Raw genomic sequence first — 23,137 nt, 5'->3', positions numbered from 1 at the left:
CCCGGTTCTCCTCTTACTTTTTCCGGGTGTATTCCCCCTCTTTAAGCAGAAAGCTGAAGCTCTCCTTGATGTTTCCATAGTATATGAACAGAAAAACAGCCACGGCAATCATTGCGAGTAAAAGGACCGCGCCATAACCGGAAGAATCGTTATTGATGAGAGACTCCGCAATAACCGGAACGGGACTTAATACACACAGGCATACGCCCATCACCAGGGACAAATTATACGTAGAGGCATATGCACTGCTCCGCTGCTGAATCTCGGACCGCAAATGGTGCGGCAGGTTAAAGCCTTTGTTCAAATACTTATATTTCTCCAGCATCATGCCGCTGAATATGAATAGTCCAACCGCAAGAGCCACCAGTATAAGCAAAGCAACCACACCCAGGATTCCTGCAGCGTCTTCCGAAAGGATTCCTTGTAGAAAATCGTTCTCAGCCAGGACAACGAGCAGAATCAGCAGCGCAGGCCCTATGAGGCACAGCATCCCACCAATCCCTATCATGAATCCCGCTTTCTTCTTGGCAACCATGTAGCCCCAGGTATCCTCGGGTGCAAGCACAGGAAGATTGTTTTCCTCATCTTCAACCGCAATATCAAGCTCTTCCATCAGTTCACCGATGTTGCCGAACTCGGAAATCACGATGCCAATGGCTTCATTTTCGGTTTTGCCTTCTTCCTTGAGCTCATGATACTTCTCTTCCATGCTCGCCAGCAGGTCCTGCTTAATCCCCTCCATCTGCACGGTCCTGGGGAGCGCGGCAAACATATTGTTCAAATAACTGTTGATAGTGTCCATTCCTGATCACAGCTCCTTAATGAATTTATTTACAACTTCCTGGGTAATCAGCCACTCCGCACATTTCTCATGGTAATAGGCTAGCCCCTCCGGAGTGATCCGGTAGTAGGTACGCCGCTTCCCCTGTGTCTCATTCTTATAAAAAGAGCATATATACCCGTTCTTCTCCAGCCGGGTAAACGCTGAATAAAGGGTGGTTTCCTTCATAATATATTTCTCATCCGACAGCTTCCTGATATTCTTGGCGATCTCGTAACCATAGGATTCTCCGTCCAATAGCATGTATAAAATAAATGTATCGTTGTATCCGCGGATCACATCGCTGCTGATCAATGACCTTCCTCCCTACTTCATCTGTCGTACTACACCTGTCGTAGTAATTGCATTGTAGCATAATTACTACGACAGGTGTAGTATTAATTTTGGAAAAATGAGCCTGTTTTTTCTGGCAGGCAGAAACGGCTTTGCCGCCCTTTAAAAAGACCGTACCGTTTCAGCCCTCCCTGATTGGTCCGGCAGATCGGCGCAACTTTAAGTGGAAAAAGGTTAACTAATTTGTCCCGGCACCCTGTTCTCCAAAGATTAAGTGGAAAAAGGTACACTAATTCAGCTCATTTCCTCCCTGACAAGGTGATAGGGGCCAATTAAGTTTCCTTTTTCCACTTCAATCTCACAATTGTTGATTTTGGGGAGAAATAAGTTCCCTTTTTCCCACTAACGCTTGCGAAGAAGGCGGTGAGCAATCGCTAACCCTTCTGCACCGCCTACAACTTGTCATTTCGGGTTTCAAAGTGGCCCTCATTTTCACCATGTATAATTTCTAGAGTAAAGGGCTGGTGCAACCCAGCCCCTCCTCATCAAACCGTACGTGAGGTTTTCCCTCATACGGCTTTCCGATGTTCGTCATTCATGGGCATGCAGATTACAATAGCGTTTTTAGTCCATATTGGATGGTCAAATATTTAACTTCTGACCTGGACCTCATCCATCTCCCGCGTTGTCTCTTCTTCGCGTACCACCGGGTTAATCTTTGCAAAATATACCAATCCAGTTTCGCTAATCTCTTTTGGCTGTAGTTCGTGTAGTAATAATTTCTCCATCCTTGAATCTTTGGATTGAGCCATTCCACCTGTTCCGCCAACGTTCTTGAGCGCATGCTCGGAGGGGCTAATCTTTCTTTGACCACGCCTCGGATGCGCTCCTCTGCCTTTTTCGTTAGCCATTGCTGTGTGGTGTAATATACCTTCCCTTGGGAAGTTTCTGCTTTCGTTTTTCGATGGTGCATTCCTAAAAAGTCGAATCCTTCGTCTCCTGTCCACAGGCCTACAATGCGGGTTTTGGTCGGATGTAGAGTTAACTCCAGACGTTCCATGATTCTGCTTATGAGCTCATAGGCATGTTCGGCGTCCTTTTTCGTTTTACAGACTACGACGAAATCGTCTGCATACCTGGTCAGTTCCCCCAATCCACTTCCGTGTTTCTCCCATAGCCGGTCAAAGTAGTTCAAGTAGATATTCGCCAACAGCGGTGAGATGACGCCACCTTGTGGTGTCCCTAAATCGGAACGCCTCACGTTTCCTTCTTCCATAACTCCCGCCTGAAGCCATTTCCGTATTAACTTCAAGATTCTCCTGTCATTGATACGCATCTGTACCAGTTTCATGAGCTTCTCTTGATTAATGTTGTCGAAGTAACCTTGGATATCGACGTCGACTACCCAATTTCCTTTGCGGTTGCAGGCTTTCCGGATTCGTTCCAGCGCTCCTTTCGCACTTCGCTTCGGGCGAAATCCGAAGGATACTTCTTCGAAGTCTGCTTCGAAGATGGGCTCAATCACGAGTTTGGTTGCCATCTGTATGACTCGGTCGCGCACGGTGGGTATGCCCAGCGGCCTTGGCTTCCCGTCTTTCTTTGGGATATAGTGCCGCCGCACAGGCTGCGGATGGTAGCTGCCTTCTTTCAATTCTCGCTCACAGGTCTTAAGGAAGTTCGTTTCTCCTCGTTCCTCGATGTCTGCGAGCGTCACGGCATCTACTCCTGCTGCTCCCTTATTCGCTTTCACCCGTTTCCAGGCTTCACACAGCACATCCGGGCGGTAGACCTTGTCATACAGCGCATGAAATTTACGCTTCTTGTTCTCCTTGGCCGCATGACCTAGCTTTTCTTGGAGTTCTTGAACTTTTTCCTTTGGTGTCGTTAGCCCTTTGGCATTCACTCACTCGTACCTCCTCCAAAAGCATAAACAAAGCAGGGCTCCTTCCCTCCCTAAGGTTATGTTGTCCTTAGGTTCTTCGGTATTATGAGCCCCTCGGACTCCCTTCCCACAGACGGTTCATTTCATCTTTTGGACTTATAGAGCGTCTCTTTACGGGTTTCTAAAAAAAAAATTCCTCCCGTGTGGGGGAGGGTCTCCCCAGTTCACTGCGTCTTCTTTCCTTCCATGCCGATCCCCATACGCCGGAGGATTCTTCACTGCCGTTCCAAGTTCTCTGCAGCTTCCGTGGTCTTCACCCGTATAGGCGAGGCTCGACTTCCTCTCTCCCCCCTTGCGGGGCCTTTGTGACGACGCGGCAGGATTCACTTCATGTTACGGCCTAGCAGGTTGCTCGCCCTGTCTCTGACCGGACTTTTGTCGATGCGCTTCTACGCACAGATTTCGCCGTACGCAGGCATCCCAGCTACACGGGGGCTTGGCCCCTCCCGTGACCGGACTTTCACCGGCTAGAAGATACGTGCTTTCTGGGCACGCCCGATACAACAAAAAGACTGTCCCGTGGGCAGATGACTCTACCCATAAGACAGCCCTTATATTCTTCGCTGGACGTGATTTCGGCCTTAGTTCGGCTAAGCCTGAACAGCCAGTACAACCATTCCTATCCCCTTAACAGTCAGCCGCCCGTCTGTATGGAACTCCGCCAGCTCTTCGCCGAGCAGCGGCTCCCAGCCTCCAAGCGGCGGCAGCGCAAGCGTTGCCCCCTTCAGAATGGTATTATAGACGACGTACAGATGCTGCGCGTCATCGCCGCCGGCGTGCTCCCGAAGGGTATAGGCTATGACACCCGCAGGCGCCTTCTCAAAAAACAGCTTCGCGCGGATTTCTTCGGCACTGCGCAGTCGAAAGGCAGGATGTGCCCGGCGCAGTGCGATGAGCTTTTTCATGTAAGCAACATCGTCCGCATACGCGGCACAGCGCTCCCAGTCCAGCCAATTGATCTCGACCGGTGACCTGAAGCTGTTCTCCACCCCATCTTTGGTGCGCAGAAATTCCTGTCCGGCATGAAGGAACGGAATTCCCTGGCTCGTCAGGACCATCGCGGAGGCCAGACGGTGCATCGCCCGGTGCTGTTCGTTGCTGGCTTCAGGGGAGGACAAGACGATTTTATCCCACAGGGTATGGTTGTCGTGGCACTCCATATAATTCACGCATTGCCGGGGTTCATCGGCAAATTGGCCGGTTGTCTGTCCGTACACTACTCCCCCGGTAATTCCTGTCTTTACCGCCTGCTCCAGTCCCGATCTGCCGCCGATAAAGCCGGGGTCATCCGGCAGGAAAATGTTGCCCTTCACCGCATCCCGGTAACCATCGTTGAATTGTCCGATCCCCGGCAGCGCATCTGCATTGCTCTGATTAGCCAGCCGTTCCATGGCAAGCTCGGTCTCCATGATCCAACCCTCGCCGATAGTCATGATTGAAGGGTCGATTTCGTCCAGACGTCTGCGGACTTCCGCCATTGTATCAATATCAATCAGGCCCATCAGATCAAAACGGAAGCCGTCCAAGTGATATTCCCTGGCCCAGTAGAGCACCGAATCCACAATAAAACGGGACATCATTATACGCTCCGAAGCCGTATCGTTGCCGCAGCCCGAGCCGTTGGAAAGACTGCCATCCCGCTTATAGCGCAGATAATAGCCGGGAACCAGCTTGGTAAAATTCACACGGTACCCGTCATAGACATGGTTGTAGACCACATCCATGATCACGCGCAGACCCCGGTCATGCAGCGCCTGGATCATGGTTTTGAGCTCGGTAATGCGCAGGCCCGGCAGGTAGGGGTCTGTTGCATAAGAGCCCTCCGGCGCGTTGAAATTCTTCGGATCATACCCCCAGTTAAAATGGGGCTGATCCAGCTTGGTCTCGTCCACGCTCTCTGTGGAGTAGTCGTAGATAGGCAGCAGCTGAATATGCGTCACCCCAAGATCGGCGATATGATCCAGTCCGGTCAGTATTCCCCCCGGCCCCCGTGTTCCGTTTTCGGCGAGACCCAGATATTGCCCTTTGTGGGCAATCCCGCTCGCCGGATGAATGGACAAATCCCGCAGGTGAAGCTCATAAATAACCGCGTCCACAGGATGAGCCAGCGGCGGGGCAGTTAGCGGCAGCTTATCCTCAGCCCACCGCTCCGGGTCCGTCTTGCGCAGATCAATAATCGCCGCTCTGTCCCCATTTACACCGACAGCCCGGGCATAAGGGTCCGCCGCTTCATTCCACTGCTCCCCGATACGCACGCGGTAGGTATACAGCTTGCCTTCCAGATCACCGGAAACCGTCAGCCTCCAGGTCCCCCGCACCTCGCGGACCATAGGCAGGCGGCGGCCGGCAGTCTGCTGCCAGGAGTCATACAGCACTACCTCCGCCTCCTGGGCGGTAGGCGCCCACAGGCAAAATGCTGAGCAGGCCGGTGTATAAGCGAGGCCAAGATCATCTCCGTCATAGCTGAACAGCATGTCAAAATCCTGGTCGAATACAGAAACCCCGCTGGTAGCCGCAGGATCTCCGAAGTAGATAGGTTCTTCCATTTCCCTTTGTACTGACATCCAAATATTCCCCTTTTCCCCTTATTAATTGGATATTATACCCTGATCAACAAGTTGGTGCAAACGTTTGTACTCAAGGGTCTATATGCAAAGCTACCATGGTGAGAATGCTCCGGTTGGGCAAATAAGGAATCCGGCGTTCCCGGCCGGGGGTAAATCCTCCATTCTTATGGCGCATGCCATTATCCTGGACAATCAGCACAGGTCCCGCTGCCGCATCTGTCATATCGTAACCGCTTCCCAGCACCCAATGATAATCATAGGCATAGCTTCCCCTCCAGCGGAGGCTGAACCATTTGTCGAACTTCACCGCTACCGGGCGCTTCGCGTCAATCTCGGCTTGGTACCTCTGCATATTATTAAAAAGGGATACCGAAAACGGCTTGCCGTTCTCACGCGGAAGAGCAGCCCCCAGGTAATCCTGCAACCCTTTGGCAAAACCGCGTGCACTCATCCCCCATGGAGTCCCTCCGTGATGACTGTATATATAATTGATATGCGCCGCCTTGGATTGGAAATGACCTGCTCCAGGAATTAAGCTGCAGCCTCTCCGCGTGTGCCAATATTCCATTAAGGCGGCCATGGTCGCCGGGCCGCAGGCAGACCCGGGCGAAAATACGCCCGGTTCCCACTGTGTGTACGGCTCCACATTCAGCCGAATTCCGGTTTGTTCCTCTCTCATAGCGATATCTTTTCCATCCGCTCCCGGAGTATCCGCTCGATGTCGGAAGAGAGAAACGGCTTGCTCACGAAGTCTTCCATGCCTACAGCCAGGCACCGCTCCCGGTCCTCCGGTCTGGCATATGCGGTTACCGCAACGATGAACGGCTGGTGGTTCAGCGGTGCCTGCTCCCTGATGCCTGCAGCCGCTGTCAGCCCGCTCATCACCGGCATTTGCACATCCATGAAGACCAGATCATACGGCTGCCGGAGAACGGCCTGCAGCGCCTGCTGGCCGTTCTCGGCAAGATCCGCTTTATACCCCCGCTTCTCCAGCATCGTCAGTATAAGCCTCTGATTGACGGGATGGTCTTCCGCCACCAGAATCCGCAGGGGCCCATACTTCGCTTCAGGCAGCCCGGGGATGAGTCCTCCGGCAGGCAATAAACTCCCGCTCCCCGCCTTCCGGCCCGCATAGGCGGCAGTATTTTCACCGCTATCCGGCGTATATAAAACTTCTGCCAGCTCATGATCCTCCGCCCCGTTCTCTTCCCATTCCCCACCGGGGTCGACAGGAAGCGTAAAGAAGAATTTTGATCCTTTTCCTTCCACGCTCTCTACCCCAATCGCACCGCCCATTAGCTCGACAAGGCGTTTGCAGATCGCAAGTCCCAGGCCTGTCCCCCCATACTTGCGGTTAATCGACGGATGCAGCTGGGAGAAGGATTGGAAGAGCTGCGGCTGCTTTTCGGAGGGAATACCGATTCCGGTATCGTGCACACTGAACTTCAGGCTGAGCTTCTTCGCATTCGGGCAAAATTCTGTTTCTACGCCAATCGAGACCTGTCCTTCCTCGGTAAACTTGACGGCATTGCTCACCAAATTAACGAGCACCTGACGCAAACGGTCCGCGTCGCCCATAATCAGCTCCGGCACATCTTCCGCTATGCGGCTGGACAGCAGGATATTTTTTTCCTTGGCTTTGGGTGAGAACAGTTCGGTAACAATGCCCATCACGGACTCCACACTGACCGGCTCATGCATTAGGGTCATTTTACCGGCTTCGATTTTGCTGAAATCCAGAATCTCATTGAGAATATACAGCAGGGAAGAGCTGCTCTGGCTGATGATCTCCGCATAACCGCGCTGTTCCTCATTAAGGTCCGTTTCAGCCAGTAAATCCGTCATGCCAATAATCCCGTTCATCGGGGTCCGCAACTCGTGGCTCATCACCGCCAGAAACTCCGATTTGGCCTGATCCGCCTTCTCGGCAGACTCCTTCGCACGGATAATTTCCTGTTCATTGGTAATATCCCGGAATACCACAACCGCACCTTTGCGCTCTCCTTTGTCAAACAGAGGTGTTGCCTGATATTCGGCAAGAAAACTTGACCCGTCTTTGCGCCACAACACCGCATCCATACTCCGCTGGGACTCTCCTGCCTGAATAACCCGGATCAGCGGGGAAGCTTCCATCCGGTAATGAACAGCGTCAGACGCCGTTTGCCCGATATGGTTCAGATAGGAGCGGCCCATAATTTCGTCCTGCTCAAACCCCAGCATATGTGCACCAGCCGGATTGATGAACGTGATCCTTCCCTCGGTATCCAGTCCGAATATGCCTTCCGACACCGCATTCAGAATCAGCGTGTATTCATTGCTCAGCTTCTCGATTTGCTCGGTATACCTGATGCGCTCGGTGATGTCGCGGGAAATCCCATACACCCCCACTACCTGCTTGTCTACGATGATTGGAATGTTGAGCGTATTGATTTCGACCAGATGGCCATCTTTATGGATCAGTGTCAGATCATAGCTCTGCGGCTCTCCCTGGCTGGCCAGTTTGAAATGATGCAGGGTCTTCTCAATGTCCTTCTCATGCACAATGGGTCCAAAATACATTCCGATCAGCTCATCAAGAGTATATCCTGTCAGTTCCTCCAGATTGGCATTGGCCGACAAATAATCCCCGTTCAGATTCATGGAGTAGACTGCTGACGGATTATATTCGAAAAGGGACTTGTAGCGCTGCTCGCTTTCTCTAAGCTGCTGCTCCATCTGACGCCGCTCGGTAATATCCTGCATCATGCCGATAAGCTGCACCGGCTTGCCGGTAGGGCCGCGCGTAACATCCCATTGAATGTTTACCGTAAGCAGCGTTGCGTCAGGAAGAACCAGGCGGTAGGAGGATTCACCGGATTCCCCCTTTTTCACCGCCCGTTCAACTCCCGCTTTCAGCAGCTCCAGGTCGTCCGGATGAACCAGAGACAAAAAGGTTTCGTATTTTACATCCGTCCCCGTGCTATAGTGCAGCATACGCTGCAGTTCCTCCGAAAACACCAATCTGCCTTTGGATAAATCCCACACCCATGAACCAATCTTCGCCACACGCTGGGCGGCTGCCAGAGCCTCCTCATTCTGCTTGCGGCTGGTCACATTGCGCCCGATACCCATGATCCGCACAATTTCATTATTCTCATCATGGATTACATGAAAGGAGGTCTCGAACCACAAATAATGTCCGTCTTTATGGCGCAGCCGGCGGATATAGGTTTTGCTCTCCAGCAGACCTTGGGACTGGTCCATCCCTTCAACATCATCAGGATGGTAGAACTCCAGCCTGTTCCTGCCAACTATCTCCTCTGGCGCAAAGCCGATCTGCAGCTGTGAGGAAGGAGATATGAAGCTCAACGTTCCATCGGGCAGGGTGAAGGAAATCATCGTCTGGTCATCTTTTATAAATAAATCATACAGATCACGGCTGTCCACAGTCAGCTGATCCGCGATTTTGCGGTCGGTAATATCCTCGGCGTAGACAATAATATGTGAACAAGCTTGCCCCGCCGCAGCCTTCACGAACGTGAGCAGGAGCCACACCGTGCGGCCGGAGCGGGTTAGAAATTTCTTTTCTTTGACCAGAGAACGCTCCGGGGAGGAGGCAAGCTCGCCGATAAGAAGATTGATGTCTATTTGCTGAATTCCCTCCTGCTGGGCAACAGTGTTGTGCAGCAGGCCACCGGCCAGAAACTCCTGTTCACTGCAGCCGAGCGTATGGCAAAAAGCGGGATTCACCTTCAGCCACTTGCCCTCTTGAGACAGTACTCCCGTTCCAAGCGGAGACATCAGGAATGCATAATCCAAAAGCTCCCTGTTATCCTCATCCAATTCAGCCTGGCCTCCTTCACACGAGCCGCTGCTTTTGCAGACTCTCTGTTATCTATTACCCCAGTATACGCTAAGAGAAGTGTGGAAAGAAATGAACAGGCCTGTTTCAGATCAGAAAAATTTAAAATTGAAAATATTGACGGATATAGGAGATTAATCTATAGTCTAGATAAATATTTATTCGTGTCCTGTTGCGCTGGAAGCACCCGTAACGAAGGCTTATTTTGCCTTTGCTGCGGGTGCTTTTTTGTCTTTTTATACAGGCTTGCGGATGTAAAAAAAGGAGGAGAACGATGACTACCCTTAAGACTTCTGTTCTGACACTTCTATCACTGTTGCTTCTAACGTTGCCCCTGGCAGGCAAAGCTGCTGCTTCCGGGACGGAGCTGACCCCTTCAATCCAGGCCGCTTTTGATTTGACAGCTGCCGTTGCGGATTCATCCTCAAGAAGCAAGCTGAACAGCCAGTATAGCGAGCTATCCGCATTATCAGCACAATATAACAGCAGAGAAGAACAAATCCGTAAGCTTCATGAGAGTAATGCGCAGTCACTCCTGACGGTGAAGGAGAAGATCAAGAACATTGATCAGGACACCGTGACCCGGCTAACCGCAGCCGTTGTCAGCACCAAGGCCCGGTACCAGCCGCTGTTTGACCAATACAGTGCGCTTAACAAGCGTATATCCCTGCTTAGGGGAATGCGGGACAAAACCTTGAATTCCGTGCTGCGCGCCCAGTCCGATGCCATGAAAATTGTCGTCCAGATGGCCCGCCAGGACATCCGCGACCAAGAGGCCCGGCTGAAGGCCGCCAAAGAAACCCGGACCAGGAAAATAGCTGCGGCACGCAAAACCCTTGCCGGGATCGATAGTCCGCAGACGTCGATCAAATCCCAGAAAAGTGTGATCTCTTCCCTGAACAAGCGCTTGTCTGCAGATTGGAGCGGCTTCAAATCGGCCATCCGCAAGCAAAATCCTTCCCTGACCAGCCTGTCCCTGAATTCACTGCTCTCCGGTCACCGGCAAATTGCAGCCGGCAAGCAGAAGATCATCGAACTGGAACAAAAGGTTGCCGGTGTAATCGCCGCAGCTTCGAAGCAAATCACTTGATCCTTCTCGTGAATGTGTCTTCCCCCTGCCCGGCGGCATATGTTAGGTAAGAGGCTACAGCTATGGGGTGAAGGAGGCATATACCTATGCATATCTGCATGATTGCACCGGAGCAGTTTCCGGTGCCGGGAGACGGCTCTGTGGAAATCTGCATCTGGGCGGTTGCCAGAAAACTGGCCCGGCGGCATAAAGTAACTATCGTGAGCAGAAAGGCTCCCGGACTTCCTGACACCGATGAACAAGAGCAGGTGCGTATCGTGCGCCTGGTCTCAGGTACGCCTGCACGTTATCTTGCATCCGTTCTGGACTATCTTGAAACAGAGCATTTCGATGTTATACAAGTCGATAACCGTCCGCTCCTGATGTCCTCTATCAAGCGCCGGCATCCATACACGCCAGTTGTCCTGTTCCTTCATTCCCTGACTTTTGTCCCTGCTGAATCGAGAATTGCACGCAGCCTGGCGAGAGCCAATCTTATCGCTGTCAACAGCCGCTCCCTGCAGCGCAAGCTCGCCCGCCGCTTTCCCGGCCTGGGTGGAATCATCCGCGTCGTGCCGCTCGGCGCCGATTTAAGCCGGTTCTCTCCGGCAGAGCTGCCGGAGAAGCAGCAAATGCGCCGGCTGTACCGCCTGTCTCCGGTATTCACCGTGCTGTTCGTCGGCCGGGTTATTCCGCGCAAAGGCGTTCCTGTGCTGATTAGAGCCATGCGCCTGCTTCATAAACGCTTGCCGGCCCAGTTGATTATCGCCGGCCACGGCAAGCCGCTGTACATCCGGCAGCTTAAAGCCATGGCCCGGCGCCTGGGAGTCCGGGCTGTTTTTATCGGCAAGATCGCCCATGAAGATATTCACGATCTCTACCATGCGGCCGACGTCTTTGTCTGCCCGTCCCAGCGGCATGAGTCCTTCGGGCTGGTCAATGTAGAAGCCATGGCCTCCGGACTGCCCGTCATCGCCTCGAACAACGGCGGCATCCGGGAGATTATTGTATCGGGCCATAATGGATATCTGGTGCAGCGGTACCGCGAAGCGTCACCGTTCGCCAAAGCCCTGCTGCAGCTCGGCCGCGATCCGCAGCTTACAGCCAGAATCGGACTGCAGGGACGGAGGGACGCGCTGCAGAATTTCGGGTGGCAGCATACGGCAGCGGCATTGGAAGAACTGTACCGTTTTCTTTTGCTGAATTAACAGAATGCTGTGCTGCCGCCCGCTTCTGTTCTATGCGACACTATGTACAATGGAATTTGTGACCTTATTCGCAGGATGCAGCTATAGTTAATATTATACTCAAATTGTAAGCGTTGCCATCAAGCGAATAGGTCACCATTAAGGCCACCCAGACATTGGCAACCCCCTACAACACATTCTTCGCTGTAGAAAGGGTGCATCGTTATGTTAATGATCAAAGCTATAGTAAGACCCGAGAAAGCGGATGCAGTCATGGCTGAACTGCTGCTTGCCGGCTTTCCCTCCATCAGCAAAATGGATTTGCTCGGCCGCGGCAAACAAAAGGGAATTCAGGTCGGAACCAATCATTATAATCAAATCTCTAAGAAGCTGCTGATGATTGTCATCAATGACGATGAGAAAGAAGATGTCATCAGCATTATTATGAGAACAGCAAGAACCGGTGAGCAGGGCTCCTTCGGTGACGGCAAAATCTTCGTGCTGCCTGTGCAGGAAGCCTATACGATCAGCAACGGTAAAAGCCAACTGTAAAGCTCTTAACCATATTCGGAAAGCAACTGACAAACAGAAACGGCTGCACTGTCCTTCCGTGGACAGCGCAGCCGTTTTGAATGTTGGGGTTGAGATGAATCAGAATCTTTGGTCCAAGAGGAACAGCTTGCTGATTCCAGGTTGCCGCCGCTCTTACTGTTCAAAACAACTGGAATACCGTAAGCACCAGACCTACGACAAAACCGCATACCGCACCGTTGACCCGGATCCACTGCAGATCTTTGCCCACTTTATCCTCCAGCATATTCACCAGACTGGCATCATCCATCAAATCCAGGTTCTCCTTGACCAGAAGCCCCACCCGGTAATGGTTGGCTTCGACGAAGCTGATCAGAGAAGCACGGATGCGTTCTTCCCATTCCTGTATCCACTGCTGCTCCTTGCCGATACGGCGGGCCAGCATGGCATACAGCCCAAACAGCTTGCGTCCGCCCGCAGACCGCTCTTCTTCCAGCCAGGCAACCGCCTTGCCCCGGAAATGCTCAAGCTGCTCCCGCAGGAACGACGCAGCTGCTTCGCTCTGAAGCTCGTTCAGCCCCCACTCCTTAATGGCAGCGATCCGCGCCTCGTCATTCACCATCTGGAAGATGGCCACCCGGATTTCCCGGATAATCTCCTCGCGGTAAGGGCTGTCTTCGCTGCGGAAATCGTTGATCCCGGATTGCACCATGCCTTGCAGCATTCCCCCCAGCATCTCGGCATCCACGAAGCCGACGAAAGCCTGAAAAGCCATCCCCTTCAAGCCGCCAAGCTTCACCTCGGCCAGCTTCTCACTGGCGATCTTGCCCAGCATCGCCCGGGTCTCAGGACGTTCAACCCAGCCAGAGATCCCTTCAAGCGCGAAATCCAGAGCCGCGACATCCTTTCCGTCATTCATAAGCTTGGTGACGATCGTATCCACGGCCGTTCCAAGCTTGGCTTCACGGATATATCCGGCTGCAACCGACTGGATATAAGGTACCGCCTGTTCCACCGGCAGCTTCTGCACGAAGGCGCTGACCTGTTCCAGCATTTCGGCTCTCGCTTTTTTGCGGGCGAACAGCCGCGTCAGCATAGTGCTGCCCAGCGATACTATGCGGATTTTGCGCAGCTTGTTCTCAATGCTCGCCTTATTCAGCAGCTCGTTCTCCATCGCGGAGATCAGGGACTGAATAATTTTGTCCCGGTTCTTTAAGAGCAGGGAGGTATGCGGGATCGGCAGACCCAGCGGATGGCGGAACAATGCAGTCACGGCAAACCAGTCCGCGATCCCCCCGACCAGTCCGGCCTCAAAGCCTCCCCTCAGCAGAACAACTGCCAGATTTTCCGGCAAAAATAGTGTAATGAGAAAACCGCAGGCCATAATCGCCAGCGAAATCGTAGCTAAATTTCTGGATTTCATTTCAATCACAGTTCCCCCTAAAAGTAATGTGAGCATTGCTTTCTGATGCTGTAGTCATAATTAAATGCATGCTAAGTGGTCCGCCTTATATTGTACCACGACGGAACTCTTTTCTGAAAATCCTCCCCTCTCACAGCAAGCAGCCTGAAACCAGGACATGTAGATGGATTTTTAATTTTCAGAGAATTAATGATAAGATACAAGCAATAATTTCATCGGCCTTGCAAAGAACAACCCCAAGCTATATGAGATGAACTTAAAAATCCATGAAAGGGTAGAAGTGCGGAGGGGAAGTTTGGAACTGGAAGAGCGAATGCGTCCGCCTTTGTCACCGGATTTCAACCGCGAAAGGCGGTTCAATCAAGAAATCTGGGGACAACAGCGGCTGGAAGTCCAAACATTCCCCGCAGTTACGACCATACCCCTCAATGTAAAACTAAAGATTATAGCTTATATTGAAAAGGAGAACTTCAACATGCTGATTGCATTGGATATGGACGGAACACTGCTGAATGAGGAGGGCAAGATCAGCCCGGAGAACCGCGAGGCCATTGTGCACGCCCAGAGCCTGGGCCACATCGTGATTATCGCTACAGGCCGCTCTTACATGGATGCGGAACGGCAGCTCCGGCTGGTGGATCTGGAATGCCCTGTGGTCAGTCTGAACGGAGCGGTAGTGACGCTGCCTGACCGGACGCTGGCAGCAAGCAAGCCGCTGAATAAGGAGGATATCATTCCGGCTTTACGCTGGATGAGCGGGATTCCTGAACTGTATTATGAGGTATACACCGAAGATAACGTATATGTGGAGCTTGACAAACGGGTGCGGCTGGAGAAGCTGTCCGAGCTCAACGATGAGGCTGTACCCGGGGAGCTCCGCTGGCTGCTGAAAGCTATGATCGCCAAGCAGTTCCAGCAAGCTTCTGTCACCTATGTAGAGAGCATGGAGGAGATTTGGAGCAAAGACGAGTATGTAATTTTTAAAACGCTGGCTTTTTCGCTGAACCGGGAGCTGCTGAAGGAAGCCTCCACACGGTTCGCGGCAATCCCCGGACTGATTATTACTGCCTCGCATGTAAACAATATCGAGATCAACCATAAGGATGCCAATAAAGGCTCGGGTGTGGGAATGCTGGCGGCACATTACGGCATTCCTGCCGAACAGGTGGCTGTTATGGGCGACAGCTATAATGATCTGCCGATGTTTGAAATGGCCGGCTACCGAATTGCCATGGAGAACGCCGCACCGATTCTGAAAGAAACGGCCGACTTTGTAACGGGGAATCATGCGGAGAATGGTGTAGCTGAGGGTCTGCGGCATCTTTTGGAGAAAAGAAAAGGACAGTGAAGCGAAGTCACTTAACGTTTGCCTGCCCCAAACTTGACAAAGCAATATATTGCACCTATGTTCACTGCCAGCAGGATCAAAAGGACCCACTGCTGCGTCGTAGTCAGTGTTGTGAGAATTGGAATAAACACAATCTCCCACCCTCCTTATCAAAAGATTAATATACAGATCAACAAACTGTTTTTTGGGAGCTGTACTGATTAAGCAGATGATCCAAAGCAACAGATTGTTCGATAACTTTGGGATGCGTCAAGAAGCCATACTTTTTCAGCGCCTGATGCAGCTTCTCCCTGGCGTTTTCTACATGAAGCAGCACCATCTTCTCATTGTTTAGCATAGTTCCACCCCCTTCATGTAATATTTTAGTACAAGCTGTCAAAATGCGGAATTTCAGCTAAGTGAAAACTATTGGACCGCGGCAAAAGAAAAGAACCGGATGTTCCCGGTTCTTCTCTTCTGCCCTTACCACTCAGTTCGAAACCATGGAAAATGCTAATTATTCTCCTAAACCATGAGTCATAGTTTGTAGCATAGCCTGTGCTTGAGTCGAGGAATCACTTACCATTGAAGTAATGATGATGAGTAAGATACTAGCTAAGGATAACCATATAGCCATCTTTTTCTTCATTTATCCGTTGCACCTCACCAATTAAATTTGCATACGCATTCCTTTGTTGCTGCCCTGCTACTGAGCGGTATTTTTCAAATAGCCCCACACACTTTACTATATATGAGTCACTTCTAATTTTAATTGATGATTCCAAACTCTCTAGTAGGTAAAATAATCCATTATCCCATTTTTTCTTAGTCAAATAATACACTGCTAATTCTATAAGAAATTGGGTATATCTATCACTCACTAGTTGCTGATTAGCCTTCCTTGAGCGACTGCTTTGTCCTTTATAGTACAAATGTGTATTGAACTTTATAAGAATATCATCGACATTAAATTTATAGCGGTTAGCAGCCTGTATTATTTTAAATAGTGCTGGAAAGATTTCATTTTCCCGTGACTCTACATAATTAATATATTCTGGAATTATTTCTATATCCCCGGCCGTTAAGCGATACAAATATGAATTAGCTGTTGCCCATTCTTTAAATTGTTCCATAACTCTTTCTTCTTCTTTACTCGCCGGGAGTTCTACCCAACTTGTATCTGAATATAACGAAACAAAGTGTAAGGCCCTGCTGTGGTCTCCAGTTTCATCACAAGCCGCTGCTCTTAACAAATAAGCGTATAACTTATAATATATAAGTGGCCGATCCGGCTGCTTCTGTGTCTTGTTCTTCTTCCTGTATTTATATTGGGCATCCGACTTCCTTCCAAGTCTATCACCCAACTCATCCACCTTACTCCAGTTGTGTAGCGAGGCAAACACATCCGCCAAATGCTTAAGTGCATCTAATTGATCCGCTTCATCCAACCGCTCTACATAAGACTCAAACTGATTGGCTAAGCGTAAATTTTCATCCTGGTCTTCACACAAACCAATTCTAAACAACCGATACTGGCATAGAGCGAGCCGCTCGGAATGCTGATACTTCTCACTTTCCGCCACACCTTCATACAACAGCGCAGCAGCTTCAGACCGTCCCTTGGCATAAAGCTCCTCCGCTCTATCAAACAGGGCAGGAAGGTACGACAGGTTATCTGTAACAATCCGGACCACACGACGAATCGAATCCAGCTTACCTAGTTCCGCACAACGCTGCAGCAGCGGCCCCACACGCCTCCAGTCCGAGGAACCGTCAACGATGTAATTATCTATGTACAGGTCGTAATAATAGCCTTCGGCAAGCCCCATGGCCCTGGTAACCCGGTCCAGTTGCTGCATAGCAATAGGACGGCGTCCGTGGAGCATATTGCTGAGCGTTCCGGAATGAATGCCTGACCGTTCGGCAAATTGTGAAATTGACAGGCCTTCTCTCCTTATATATTCCTCCATCTCCGCCAATATTGTGGGTGCAGGCTCCATTTCGCGACCACCTTTCACACTTAAACCCAGTAACTAGAATAATATTCCTATTATTATACAGAATATAACAGCGGTCAATACTCACTATCGGACTTTTTGAACACTCTGGTGACTCTGCCGGGGGACAATCTATAATATGTTAAAATGTTGGTATATTGAGGATTGTAAACCAGACTAACATAGGGGGAATCACAAGTTGAATATGTATCCTGGGATTGCCCAGTTATATCATAACCGTCTGCTGCGGACGGAGCTGGAATGCGAGGCCTTTGATCTGGCGCTGGAGGGGTTGGCCGGGGACATGGAGGATGCGGTGATCCGTCAAATCTTCTACGTTTTTGACGACGACACCGAGCAGGAGGAGGTTATGTTCGGACTTGTCCATTTCGTGGAAAGCTACCAGATGGAGATGTACCTTACCCAGTTGCTGGAGTCGCTGCCGGACATGCTGGAGAATGCACGCAACTGGGCCATTGTGCTGAACCGGAGGATCCTTGAGGATGATCTCTGCCGCAGAGAGTACGCCGATATCGCTGCCGGCATGACGCCAAGGATCAAGAGATCGCTGGCTTTTCTGCTGGAGGAAATCAAAGAGGACAACCCGAGGTTATACGAGCGCAAGGTCAATGCTGTCCTTGGACAATTGGAATGAAGACCCCCTCCAGCCTGGCGGAACCAGTCAGCGGAGCTTGAAGGTTTTTACGATTTTTGGCACATCGTCATTTACCATGCTGGACAGGATGCGGATGGGTCTGCCGTATCTTTTGTAATCATAGTCATCGCCTCTGGCATTCAGGAACTCTTCAGGCAGCTCGCTGGGAAGCGCATAGGCATAAATCCGTCCATTGCGCACAGCCATCCGGATGATCGGGGACTCATCATAGCCCTCCTCTATCCACTTCTTCAACGTCATCCTGTACACCAGCAAAGTGAGCGCCGATTCATAAATCTTCCCTTTGTATTTAAAAAGGAAATACACAGCGTACTCCGCATCATCCAACCGCCGGGAGCTTCTTCTAATCACTGTGTAGCATTTCCATCTGCGGGGGAGCCTGATGCTGAAGCCATACTTGGAGTTACGGTAGAGCAGTGTTCTGGGCGAACCTGCGCGGGGAACGGAACGGTTCCTTTGTACAGCCGGCTTTTTGATCCGGGCAATAGGCTTCATCGCAATCACACCTTTTCGGAATGAATTTCAGTACATACGTATATTAGTCAGAATATTCATACACCCAGGAGTGTGACACCAAAAACTTGAATAGTATTGTTTAGATTACAGGACAGCGGCGCGAGCGGGATGGTATAGTATAGATCGGCTAAAATTTTATTTATCCCGCAATGAAACAAACGAAGGTGAATCCATCCAATGAACAAGCTTTTATTTCACAATATACCGCTCGGGGCTACCGGCGAACGCATTCCGCAGGCGAAGGTCGCTTCTGCCCGGACAAGCCGCGAAATGGTGAAGCCCGGAGACTCCGATGCGGCTTACTTCCGCAGGCTGGAGGAAGGCGGTATTCTGCTCAACTCCCCGCAGATCGCGGCGGTGCGGCATCATCAAGGCCCATTGCTGACACTGGCCGGGGCAGGCTCCGGCAAAACCTCGGTACTGATCTGCAGAACCGGGTATTTGCTGTCCGTCCGGGGCATCTCCCCAAGCCAGCTGCTGCTGCTGACGTTCTCCAACAAAGCGGCGGCGGAGATGCGTGAACGGATTGCCCTGCTGCCAGGCGTCCGCGAGAGCGATGCCGCGCGCCTACAGGCGCGCACGTTCCATTCTTTTTTTCTCTATTTCCTGCGCCGTCAGGGTCTTCAGCAGGAAATCTTCAATGAGACGCGCCGCCAGCACATTCTGCTGAAGCAAATTATGCGCGAGCTGGGTCTGCCTAAGGATGCCTATCCGCCGGAAACCCTGCTTGCTCTGCTCTCCACCTGCAAGATGAATCTGGGCGAGCCGGAGAAGCTGCCGGAAACCTCACCCGCCGAGAAGGAAATGAAGGCGGTCCTGCTGCTGTATGAGCAATGGAAGACCGACAATTTCAAAATCGACTTCGACGATGTGCTGCTGATTGCCTACCGCATGCTGCGGGAGAAACCTGCACTTTTGCTGGAGCTGCAGATGAGATTTCTGTACGTGATGGTCGATGAGTTTCAGGATACCAATGCATTGCAGTATGAGCTTGTCAAAATGATCGCCCACCCGCAGCATAATCTGATGGTGGTCGGGGATGATGATCAGACGATCTATTCCTTCAACGGAGCCCGCAGCGAGTTCATTCTGGAGTTCGAGAAGCTGTATCCGGGTGCACGGGTCATCACGCTGGATATCAATTACCGTTCCGGCCCCGCAATTGTCGGCCTCGGCAATGGCATTATCCGCCACAATATGCGGAGGCGGGCCAAAACGCTGCAAGCGGCCCAAGGCAGCGGCCGCCAGCCCCGGTACCTGCGCCCGCAGACGGCGGACGAGGAAGCCGAACAAATTGTGGAGCATATCTTGAGCGAGGTAGCCAGCGGGGCTAGAGCATACAGTGATTTCGCCCTGCTCTACCGTGCTTCCAGCAGCAACCGGGCCCTGCTGGAGCGGCTGCTCCTCCGCGATGTCCCCTACGTCGATTACGGAGAAGGCCAACTGCTCTACGAGCATTGGCTGATCTCTCCGGTATTGGATTATCTGCGTTTGTCGCTGAACCGGCGGAACTTCGCGGCAATGGAGAATATCCTGCCGACCCTATATCTGAACCGGGAAAAGGGCATGAACCACATCCGCCGGATGGAGGCCGTCCAGCCCAAGCAGGGCCCGCTGATCCACCTGCTGTCTCTGCCGGGAATGGAGGACTTCAAAAGCGGGAAATTGCGTGAACGGCTGGAGCTGATCCGGGGTCTGATCCGGCTGACACCGGTGCAGGCGATCCGCCAGATCCGCTCAGGCTTCTATGACTATTTCATCGAAGCCAATGAACGGCATCAGGCCACTCTCCACCGGGAAATGCTGAAAGAAATGCTTGATGAGCTGGAAGCCTCGGCGGAACGGTTCGACAGCCTCCCGGGGTTTCTGGAGTTCATCGGTAATGTGACCGAACGCAACGAGCTAAGCCGCCAGCCGGGACTAAAAGAACAGGGGAACCGGGTTGCCCTGATGACAATTCATAAGTCGAAGGGGCTGGAGTTCCCGGTTGTTTTTCTGATCGGTGCGTCAGAAGGCATCCTTCCCCACAGTTCCGCACTGGAAGGTGAGCGGTTAAAGGACAGGAAGACATCCCCACCACCAGGCGCGCGGGACAGCAAAGTCATTGCAGGCAATACCGCTGGCCTCGCTGCACTTGAAGAGGAGCGGAGGCTGGCTTATGTGGCCGTGACCAGGGCCCGCGAAGAGCTGTTCATCAGCTCCCCGGCACGGCACCGGGGCAAAAAAGCAGAAGTCTCCAGATTTATGCTGTCCGCCTTCCGTTCTGCGGTGCCAGCGGCTCCGGCTTCTGCAACTGTTAACAGAATCCCGGCGGCAGTGCGGCACATTTCCGCCAGTTCCTCCAGGGGGAAAACACACACTGTTCCCATCTGGAAGTGCACCGGCGGCAGCTGTCCGGGCTGGACGCGCATGAAGGCAGGGGGAGCCGAGGATCACCTGTCCTCCAAGCCCTGCCCGCTCTGCAGCTCTCCGATGGAGAAGAGCATGCGGGAGGTCCCCGTGTGATCTTGCCGGAGGTAAGCGCGGAGGGACACCGGATCTGATGGACTATGCCTTGTATTGCATCCTTTCCTAAAAGACAAAAAAGACCGTCGCCATTATAGCAGCGGTCTTTTTTGTATGGTATAGAAACTGCCCAGGGCGCCCGATCCGGCACCGGCAAAACATACTATACGGGCCTTTTTTTCAGGTCCAGGCCCATAGAAAACCATCGCGGTCCCAGGCGATTCTCCCGCCATGCAGCTTGCGGAAAGCCTTCTTCACATCCTTGGACAAGGAGGCGTTCCCGTTCTCATTCACAAACACAAACTGCTCGCCAAAGTTGGCCTTCACATATTCTATCGCGGCGGTTTGGTACAAGGTTCCCGTAAAACGGATCTCCTTAACCATCCATTCCGCTACCTCTTGTGCGGTTGCTTCCATCCAGGTACTGCTCCTTCCTGTAAATCCCTCTAAAATGCCTCCCCATTATAGCATGAATATAGCTGCCCGGGAGGCCCGCCGGACGGTTCGTTGGGTACGGGAGGGATCACACAGAAGGCGCTGGCTTAAGGGATTGGGTGGTGGGTTGGATGGTAGTGGGCGATGGGTTTGATGACGGGTTGGATGACTGAACTGGATGATGGATTGGTTGGTTTGTGGTGGGTGGGTTGGTAGTGATGATTGGTTGGTTGGTTGGTGGGACTACATTAATAGAACTAAAAAACTTTATGAACCGTGCACTCACCCCTAGCGGGAAAAGGTTCATAATTGAACTCGTTACGCTTATGGAAGTTCCTATGTGGGAAAAAGTATCACTAATTCAGCTAAAAGTGGCCGTATGCGACGGATATGCACGAATTAGGTGTACAAAATCCAACTAAAACCTGCTGTAGCGGGGATTTTCAGCAAATTAGTTTTACTTTTTCCACTTAGCTGTTGTTCATGATGAACTTCATTGCGTTCCCCCAAGCTTTCTAGCTCTCCAGCTCAGCTCATATAGGTATGAGTGTATTTTGTGCAACAGAATGCCATCCTACAGACACAAATTATCATTCTAATGCACTTCATACAGCAGAATTTCTATAATCCGCTGAATTTTGCCTGAATCCTTGATTTCTAATGTACAAAGTACAATAGAATCTGTTTTGGGGCGTTTTTTGGGGACATCTGCTGTACAAAGTGCAATTGAATGGACTTCGCCCGATAGAAAAGCGGGCCAGAGACTGTTAAGTATAGCGTCAGAGCTAATCTTATGGCTTTGACAGCCATTCCATGCTCATTCACCTAAGGCTTTCTTCCTGAAAATCTAAGGTTGAACGCTCTGCCAGCCGCAGCCTCATCGCATAATCCGCAGGCATCACCGCTGCTGCTGCAATGCTGATGCTTCCTCCTGCGGCTGCGGGGCTGGCGGTACCACCGGCGGCAACCCCTCTTTAGTCATCGCCGCTGAAGGCTGAATGCCAAGGCAATAGCACATTAACGGAGCAAGCCGCAGCTGAGGCAGCGCCTGGATTTCTTGTTCCGGCGACAGTACCTTTTCCCCAAAGGCATATAAAGGCACATGCCGCTCCGCCGGAGTGACCCCGCCGTGGCAGCCGTTCGCATTCATCCCATGATCCGCAGTAACCAGCACCGTATAGCCCTGCTCCATCCACTGCGGAAGCAGCGTGGCGAGCAAGCCGTCTACCCGGCGGACCGCCATCTCATACTCCTTGCTTTCCCCGCCGTGGCGATGCCCGGCATCGTCGATATTCATTGTATGAATATACAGGAAATGCGGGTCGTAGGCGGCCCGCAAATATTCAGCATCTGCGAATACATGGCTGTCCGGGTAATGATCCTCGAAATAAAAGCTGCCGTGCTGAATCGGCTTCAGCACATTGTGCTGGTGCCGGTCAGCAACCGGATGAAAAGGAGCCGAGCTGTACAGCTCGCTGACCCAGTGATATGCGGCAGCAGCCGTACGCAAATTAGCGGCAACGGCAAGATGGAACACACTTTGCTCACGGCTCAGTCTGACTATATGATTGGCGGTAATTCCATTTCTCGATACCGGTGTGCCTGTCAGCAGCACCTCATAGAGAGGACGTGACAGACTTGGCAGCTCTGACTGCACTTTGTAGCACGACAGTTGCCCCTGCTCCACCAGATGCTCCATGTACCCCAGATACTTGCGGGCAGCGTCATAGCGCAGCCCGTCGAGCACAACCACAATTAGCTTGTTAGCTGTTTCCGTCATGAATATCTCCGCCCTCCATAGCATCTTAGCTTGCTGTAGACCATACGCATGCAGTGGCTCTTGCCCTGAAATTCTCATTACACAACCAGTACCCGCAAATTGCTGCTGTACACAAAATAGATATGAACTGGATTCACCGTTTGCTCCACTCTTAGCCTGCCTTGATGCACAAGCTGCCCTTCAATAGCTAATTCCCCCAGCTACTCTCACTGCTATTTATGCCATAT

The 23,137-nt window shown here is 51.8% G+C and carries 18 protein-coding genes; 6 read left to right on the top strand and 12 right to left on the bottom strand.

Features of this window, described 5'->3' with window-relative positions:
• Positions 1–13: 13 nt before the first annotated feature.
• From PRIO_RS02265 to PRIO_RS02240, 6 genes are all read right to left on the bottom strand, one after another.
• Positions 14–802 carry a permease prefix domain 1-containing protein gene (locus PRIO_RS02265; RefSeq protein ID WP_020430860.1) on the bottom strand — a complete coding sequence of 263 codons (789 nt, stop codon included), beginning with the start codon at positions 800–802 and terminating at the stop codon, positions 14–16.
• A 6-nt stretch (positions 803–808) separates the two neighbouring features.
• A complete protein-coding gene (locus tag PRIO_RS02260; RefSeq protein WP_020430861.1) occupies positions 809–1,135 on the bottom strand; it encodes a PadR family transcriptional regulator in 327 nt (108 codons plus the stop codon).
• Positions 1,136–1,724: 589 nt separating this feature from the next.
• Complete coding sequence (gene ltrA / locus PRIO_RS02255) at positions 1,725–3,017, bottom strand: group II intron reverse transcriptase/maturase (RefSeq protein WP_020425999.1); 1,293 nt, start codon at positions 3,015–3,017, stop codon at positions 1,725–1,727.
• Positions 3,018–3,646: 629 nt separating this feature from the next.
• Complete coding sequence (gene pulA / locus PRIO_RS02250; protein ID WP_020433561.1) at positions 3,647–5,620, bottom strand: type I pullulanase; 1,974 nt, start codon at positions 5,618–5,620, stop codon at positions 3,647–3,649.
• A 73-nt stretch (positions 5,621–5,693) separates the two neighbouring features.
• Positions 5,694–6,302 carry a C39 family peptidase gene (locus PRIO_RS33635; RefSeq protein WP_020433560.1) on the bottom strand — a complete coding sequence of 203 codons (609 nt, stop codon included), beginning with the start codon at positions 6,300–6,302 and terminating at the stop codon, positions 5,694–5,696.
• Positions 6,299–9,445, bottom strand: a complete 3,147-nt coding sequence (locus tag PRIO_RS02240) for a PAS domain S-box protein (protein ID WP_020433559.1) — start codon at positions 9,443–9,445, stop codon at positions 6,299–6,301. Before PRIO_RS02240 ends, PRIO_RS33635 begins: the two co-directional genes overlap by 4 nt.
• A gap of 293 nt (positions 9,446–9,738) precedes the next feature.
• Between PRIO_RS02240 and PRIO_RS02235 the strand changes: the two genes are divergently transcribed.
• From PRIO_RS02235 to PRIO_RS02225, 3 genes are all read left to right on the top strand, one after another.
• A complete protein-coding gene (locus tag PRIO_RS02235) occupies positions 9,739–10,554 on the top strand; it encodes a hypothetical protein (RefSeq protein WP_020433558.1) in 816 nt (271 codons plus the stop codon).
• Positions 10,555–10,640: 86 nt separating this feature from the next.
• Positions 10,641–11,741 (top strand): glycosyltransferase family 4 protein, encoded by a 1,101-nt coding sequence (locus tag PRIO_RS02230; protein ID WP_020433556.1) that lies wholly within the window; start codon positions 10,641–10,643, stop codon positions 11,739–11,741.
• 204 nt (positions 11,742–11,945) lie between these two features.
• The gene (locus PRIO_RS02225; protein WP_020433554.1) at positions 11,946–12,272 is read left to right on the top strand and encodes a P-II family nitrogen regulator; all 327 of its coding nucleotides are present in this window, start codon (positions 11,946–11,948) and stop codon (positions 12,270–12,272) included.
• A gap of 160 nt (positions 12,273–12,432) precedes the next feature.
• On the opposite strand, the gene PRIO_RS02220 is transcribed toward PRIO_RS02225, so the two are convergent.
• Positions 12,433–13,674: a DUF445 domain-containing protein gene (locus PRIO_RS02220; protein ID WP_039790980.1), complete on the bottom strand. Its 1,242-nt coding sequence runs from the start codon at positions 13,672–13,674 to the stop codon at positions 12,433–12,435.
• A 475-nt stretch (positions 13,675–14,149) separates the two neighbouring features.
• Between PRIO_RS02220 and PRIO_RS02215 the strand changes: the two genes are divergently transcribed.
• Positions 14,150–15,022, top strand: a complete 873-nt coding sequence (locus PRIO_RS02215) for a Cof-type HAD-IIB family hydrolase (protein ID WP_020433550.1) — start codon at positions 14,150–14,152, stop codon at positions 15,020–15,022.
• A gap of 169 nt (positions 15,023–15,191) precedes the next feature.
• Here the strand turns inward: PRIO_RS02215 and PRIO_RS34585 are convergent, their stop codons facing one another.
• Both PRIO_RS34585 and PRIO_RS02210 read right to left on the bottom strand, forming a co-directional pair.
• A complete protein-coding gene (locus tag PRIO_RS34585; protein ID WP_020433547.1) occupies positions 15,192–15,359 on the bottom strand; it encodes an aspartyl-phosphate phosphatase Spo0E family protein in 168 nt (55 codons plus the stop codon).
• 253 nt (positions 15,360–15,612) lie between these two features.
• On the bottom strand, positions 15,613–17,001 hold the full coding sequence (locus PRIO_RS02210; protein ID WP_046501016.1) for a transcriptional regulator: 1,389 nt from the start codon (positions 16,999–17,001) through the stop codon (positions 15,613–15,615).
• Between the two features lie 202 nt (positions 17,002–17,203).
• Between PRIO_RS02210 and PRIO_RS02205 the strand changes: the two genes are divergently transcribed.
• A complete protein-coding gene (locus tag PRIO_RS02205) occupies positions 17,204–17,653 on the top strand; it encodes an Imm30 family immunity protein (protein WP_039790977.1) in 450 nt (149 codons plus the stop codon).
• A 27-nt stretch (positions 17,654–17,680) separates the two neighbouring features.
• On the opposite strand, the gene PRIO_RS02200 is transcribed toward PRIO_RS02205, so the two are convergent.
• Positions 17,681–18,169, bottom strand: a complete 489-nt coding sequence (locus PRIO_RS02200) for a hypothetical protein (RefSeq protein WP_020433543.1) — start codon at positions 18,167–18,169, stop codon at positions 17,681–17,683.
• Positions 18,170–18,367: 198 nt separating this feature from the next.
• Here PRIO_RS02200 and PRIO_RS02195 point away from each other — a divergent pair, with 198 nt between their 5' ends.
• Positions 18,368–20,695, top strand: coding sequence for a UvrD-helicase domain-containing protein (locus PRIO_RS02195; RefSeq protein ID WP_020433542.1), 2,328 nt, complete (start codon positions 18,368–18,370; stop codon positions 20,693–20,695).
• A gap of 180 nt (positions 20,696–20,875) precedes the next feature.
• On the opposite strand, the gene PRIO_RS02190 is transcribed toward PRIO_RS02195, so the two are convergent.
• Both PRIO_RS02190 and PRIO_RS02180 read right to left on the bottom strand, forming a co-directional pair.
• On the bottom strand, positions 20,876–21,112 hold the full coding sequence (locus tag PRIO_RS02190) for a DUF6953 family protein (RefSeq protein ID WP_020433541.1): 237 nt from the start codon (positions 21,110–21,112) through the stop codon (positions 20,876–20,878).
• A 916-nt stretch (positions 21,113–22,028) separates the two neighbouring features.
• Positions 22,029–22,910, bottom strand: a complete 882-nt coding sequence (locus PRIO_RS02180; protein ID WP_020433540.1) for an alkaline phosphatase family protein — start codon at positions 22,908–22,910, stop codon at positions 22,029–22,031.
• Positions 22,911–23,137: the final 227 nt, after the last annotated feature.

It is taken from the genome of Paenibacillus riograndensis SBR5, assembly GCF_000981585.1.
GTDB lineage: Bacteria > Bacillota > Bacilli > Paenibacillales > Paenibacillaceae > Paenibacillus_AQ > Paenibacillus_AQ riograndensis.
The sequence above is the reverse complement of the archived record's forward strand: the minus strand, read 5'-3'. Positions and strand labels throughout refer to the sequence as shown.

Coding starts and splice junctions, on each gene's coding strand:
- PRIO_RS02180 (WP_020433540.1), bottom strand. CDS start 22,910: ATGACGGAAACAGCTAACAAGCTAATTGTGGTTGTGCTCGACGGGCTG.
- PRIO_RS34585 (WP_020433547.1), bottom strand. CDS start 15,359: ATGCTAAACAATGAGAAGATGGTGCTGCTTCATGTAGAAAACGCCAGG.
- PRIO_RS02265 (WP_020430860.1), bottom strand. CDS start 802: ATGGACACTATCAACAGTTATTTGAACAATATGTTTGCCGCGCTCCCC.
- PRIO_RS33635 (WP_020433560.1), bottom strand. CDS start 6,302: ATGAGAGAGGAACAAACCGGAATTCGGCTGAATGTGGAGCCGTACACA.
- pulA (WP_020433561.1), bottom strand. CDS start 5,620: ATGTCAGTACAAAGGGAAATGGAAGAACCTATCTACTTCGGAGATCCT.
- PRIO_RS02210 (WP_046501016.1), bottom strand. CDS start 17,001: ATGGAGCCTGCACCCACAATATTGGCGGAGATGGAGGAATATATAAGG.
- PRIO_RS02195 (WP_020433542.1), top strand. CDS start 18,368: ATGAACAAGCTTTTATTTCACAATATACCGCTCGGGGCTACCGGCGAA.
- PRIO_RS02220 (WP_039790980.1), bottom strand. CDS start 13,674: ATGAAATCCAGAAATTTAGCTACGATTTCGCTGGCGATTATGGCCTGC.
- PRIO_RS02205 (WP_039790977.1), top strand. CDS start 17,204: ATGTATCCTGGGATTGCCCAGTTATATCATAACCGTCTGCTGCGGACG.
- PRIO_RS02235 (WP_020433558.1), top strand. CDS start 9,739: ATGACTACCCTTAAGACTTCTGTTCTGACACTTCTATCACTGTTGCTT.
- PRIO_RS02215 (WP_020433550.1), top strand. CDS start 14,150: ATGCTGATTGCATTGGATATGGACGGAACACTGCTGAATGAGGAGGGC.
- PRIO_RS02230 (WP_020433556.1), top strand. CDS start 10,641: ATGCATATCTGCATGATTGCACCGGAGCAGTTTCCGGTGCCGGGAGAC.
- PRIO_RS02200 (WP_020433543.1), bottom strand. CDS start 18,169: ATGAAGCCTATTGCCCGGATCAAAAAGCCGGCTGTACAAAGGAACCGT.
- PRIO_RS02225 (WP_020433554.1), top strand. CDS start 11,946: ATGTTAATGATCAAAGCTATAGTAAGACCCGAGAAAGCGGATGCAGTC.
- PRIO_RS02190 (WP_020433541.1), bottom strand. CDS start 21,112: ATGGAAGCAACCGCACAAGAGGTAGCGGAATGGATGGTTAAGGAGATC.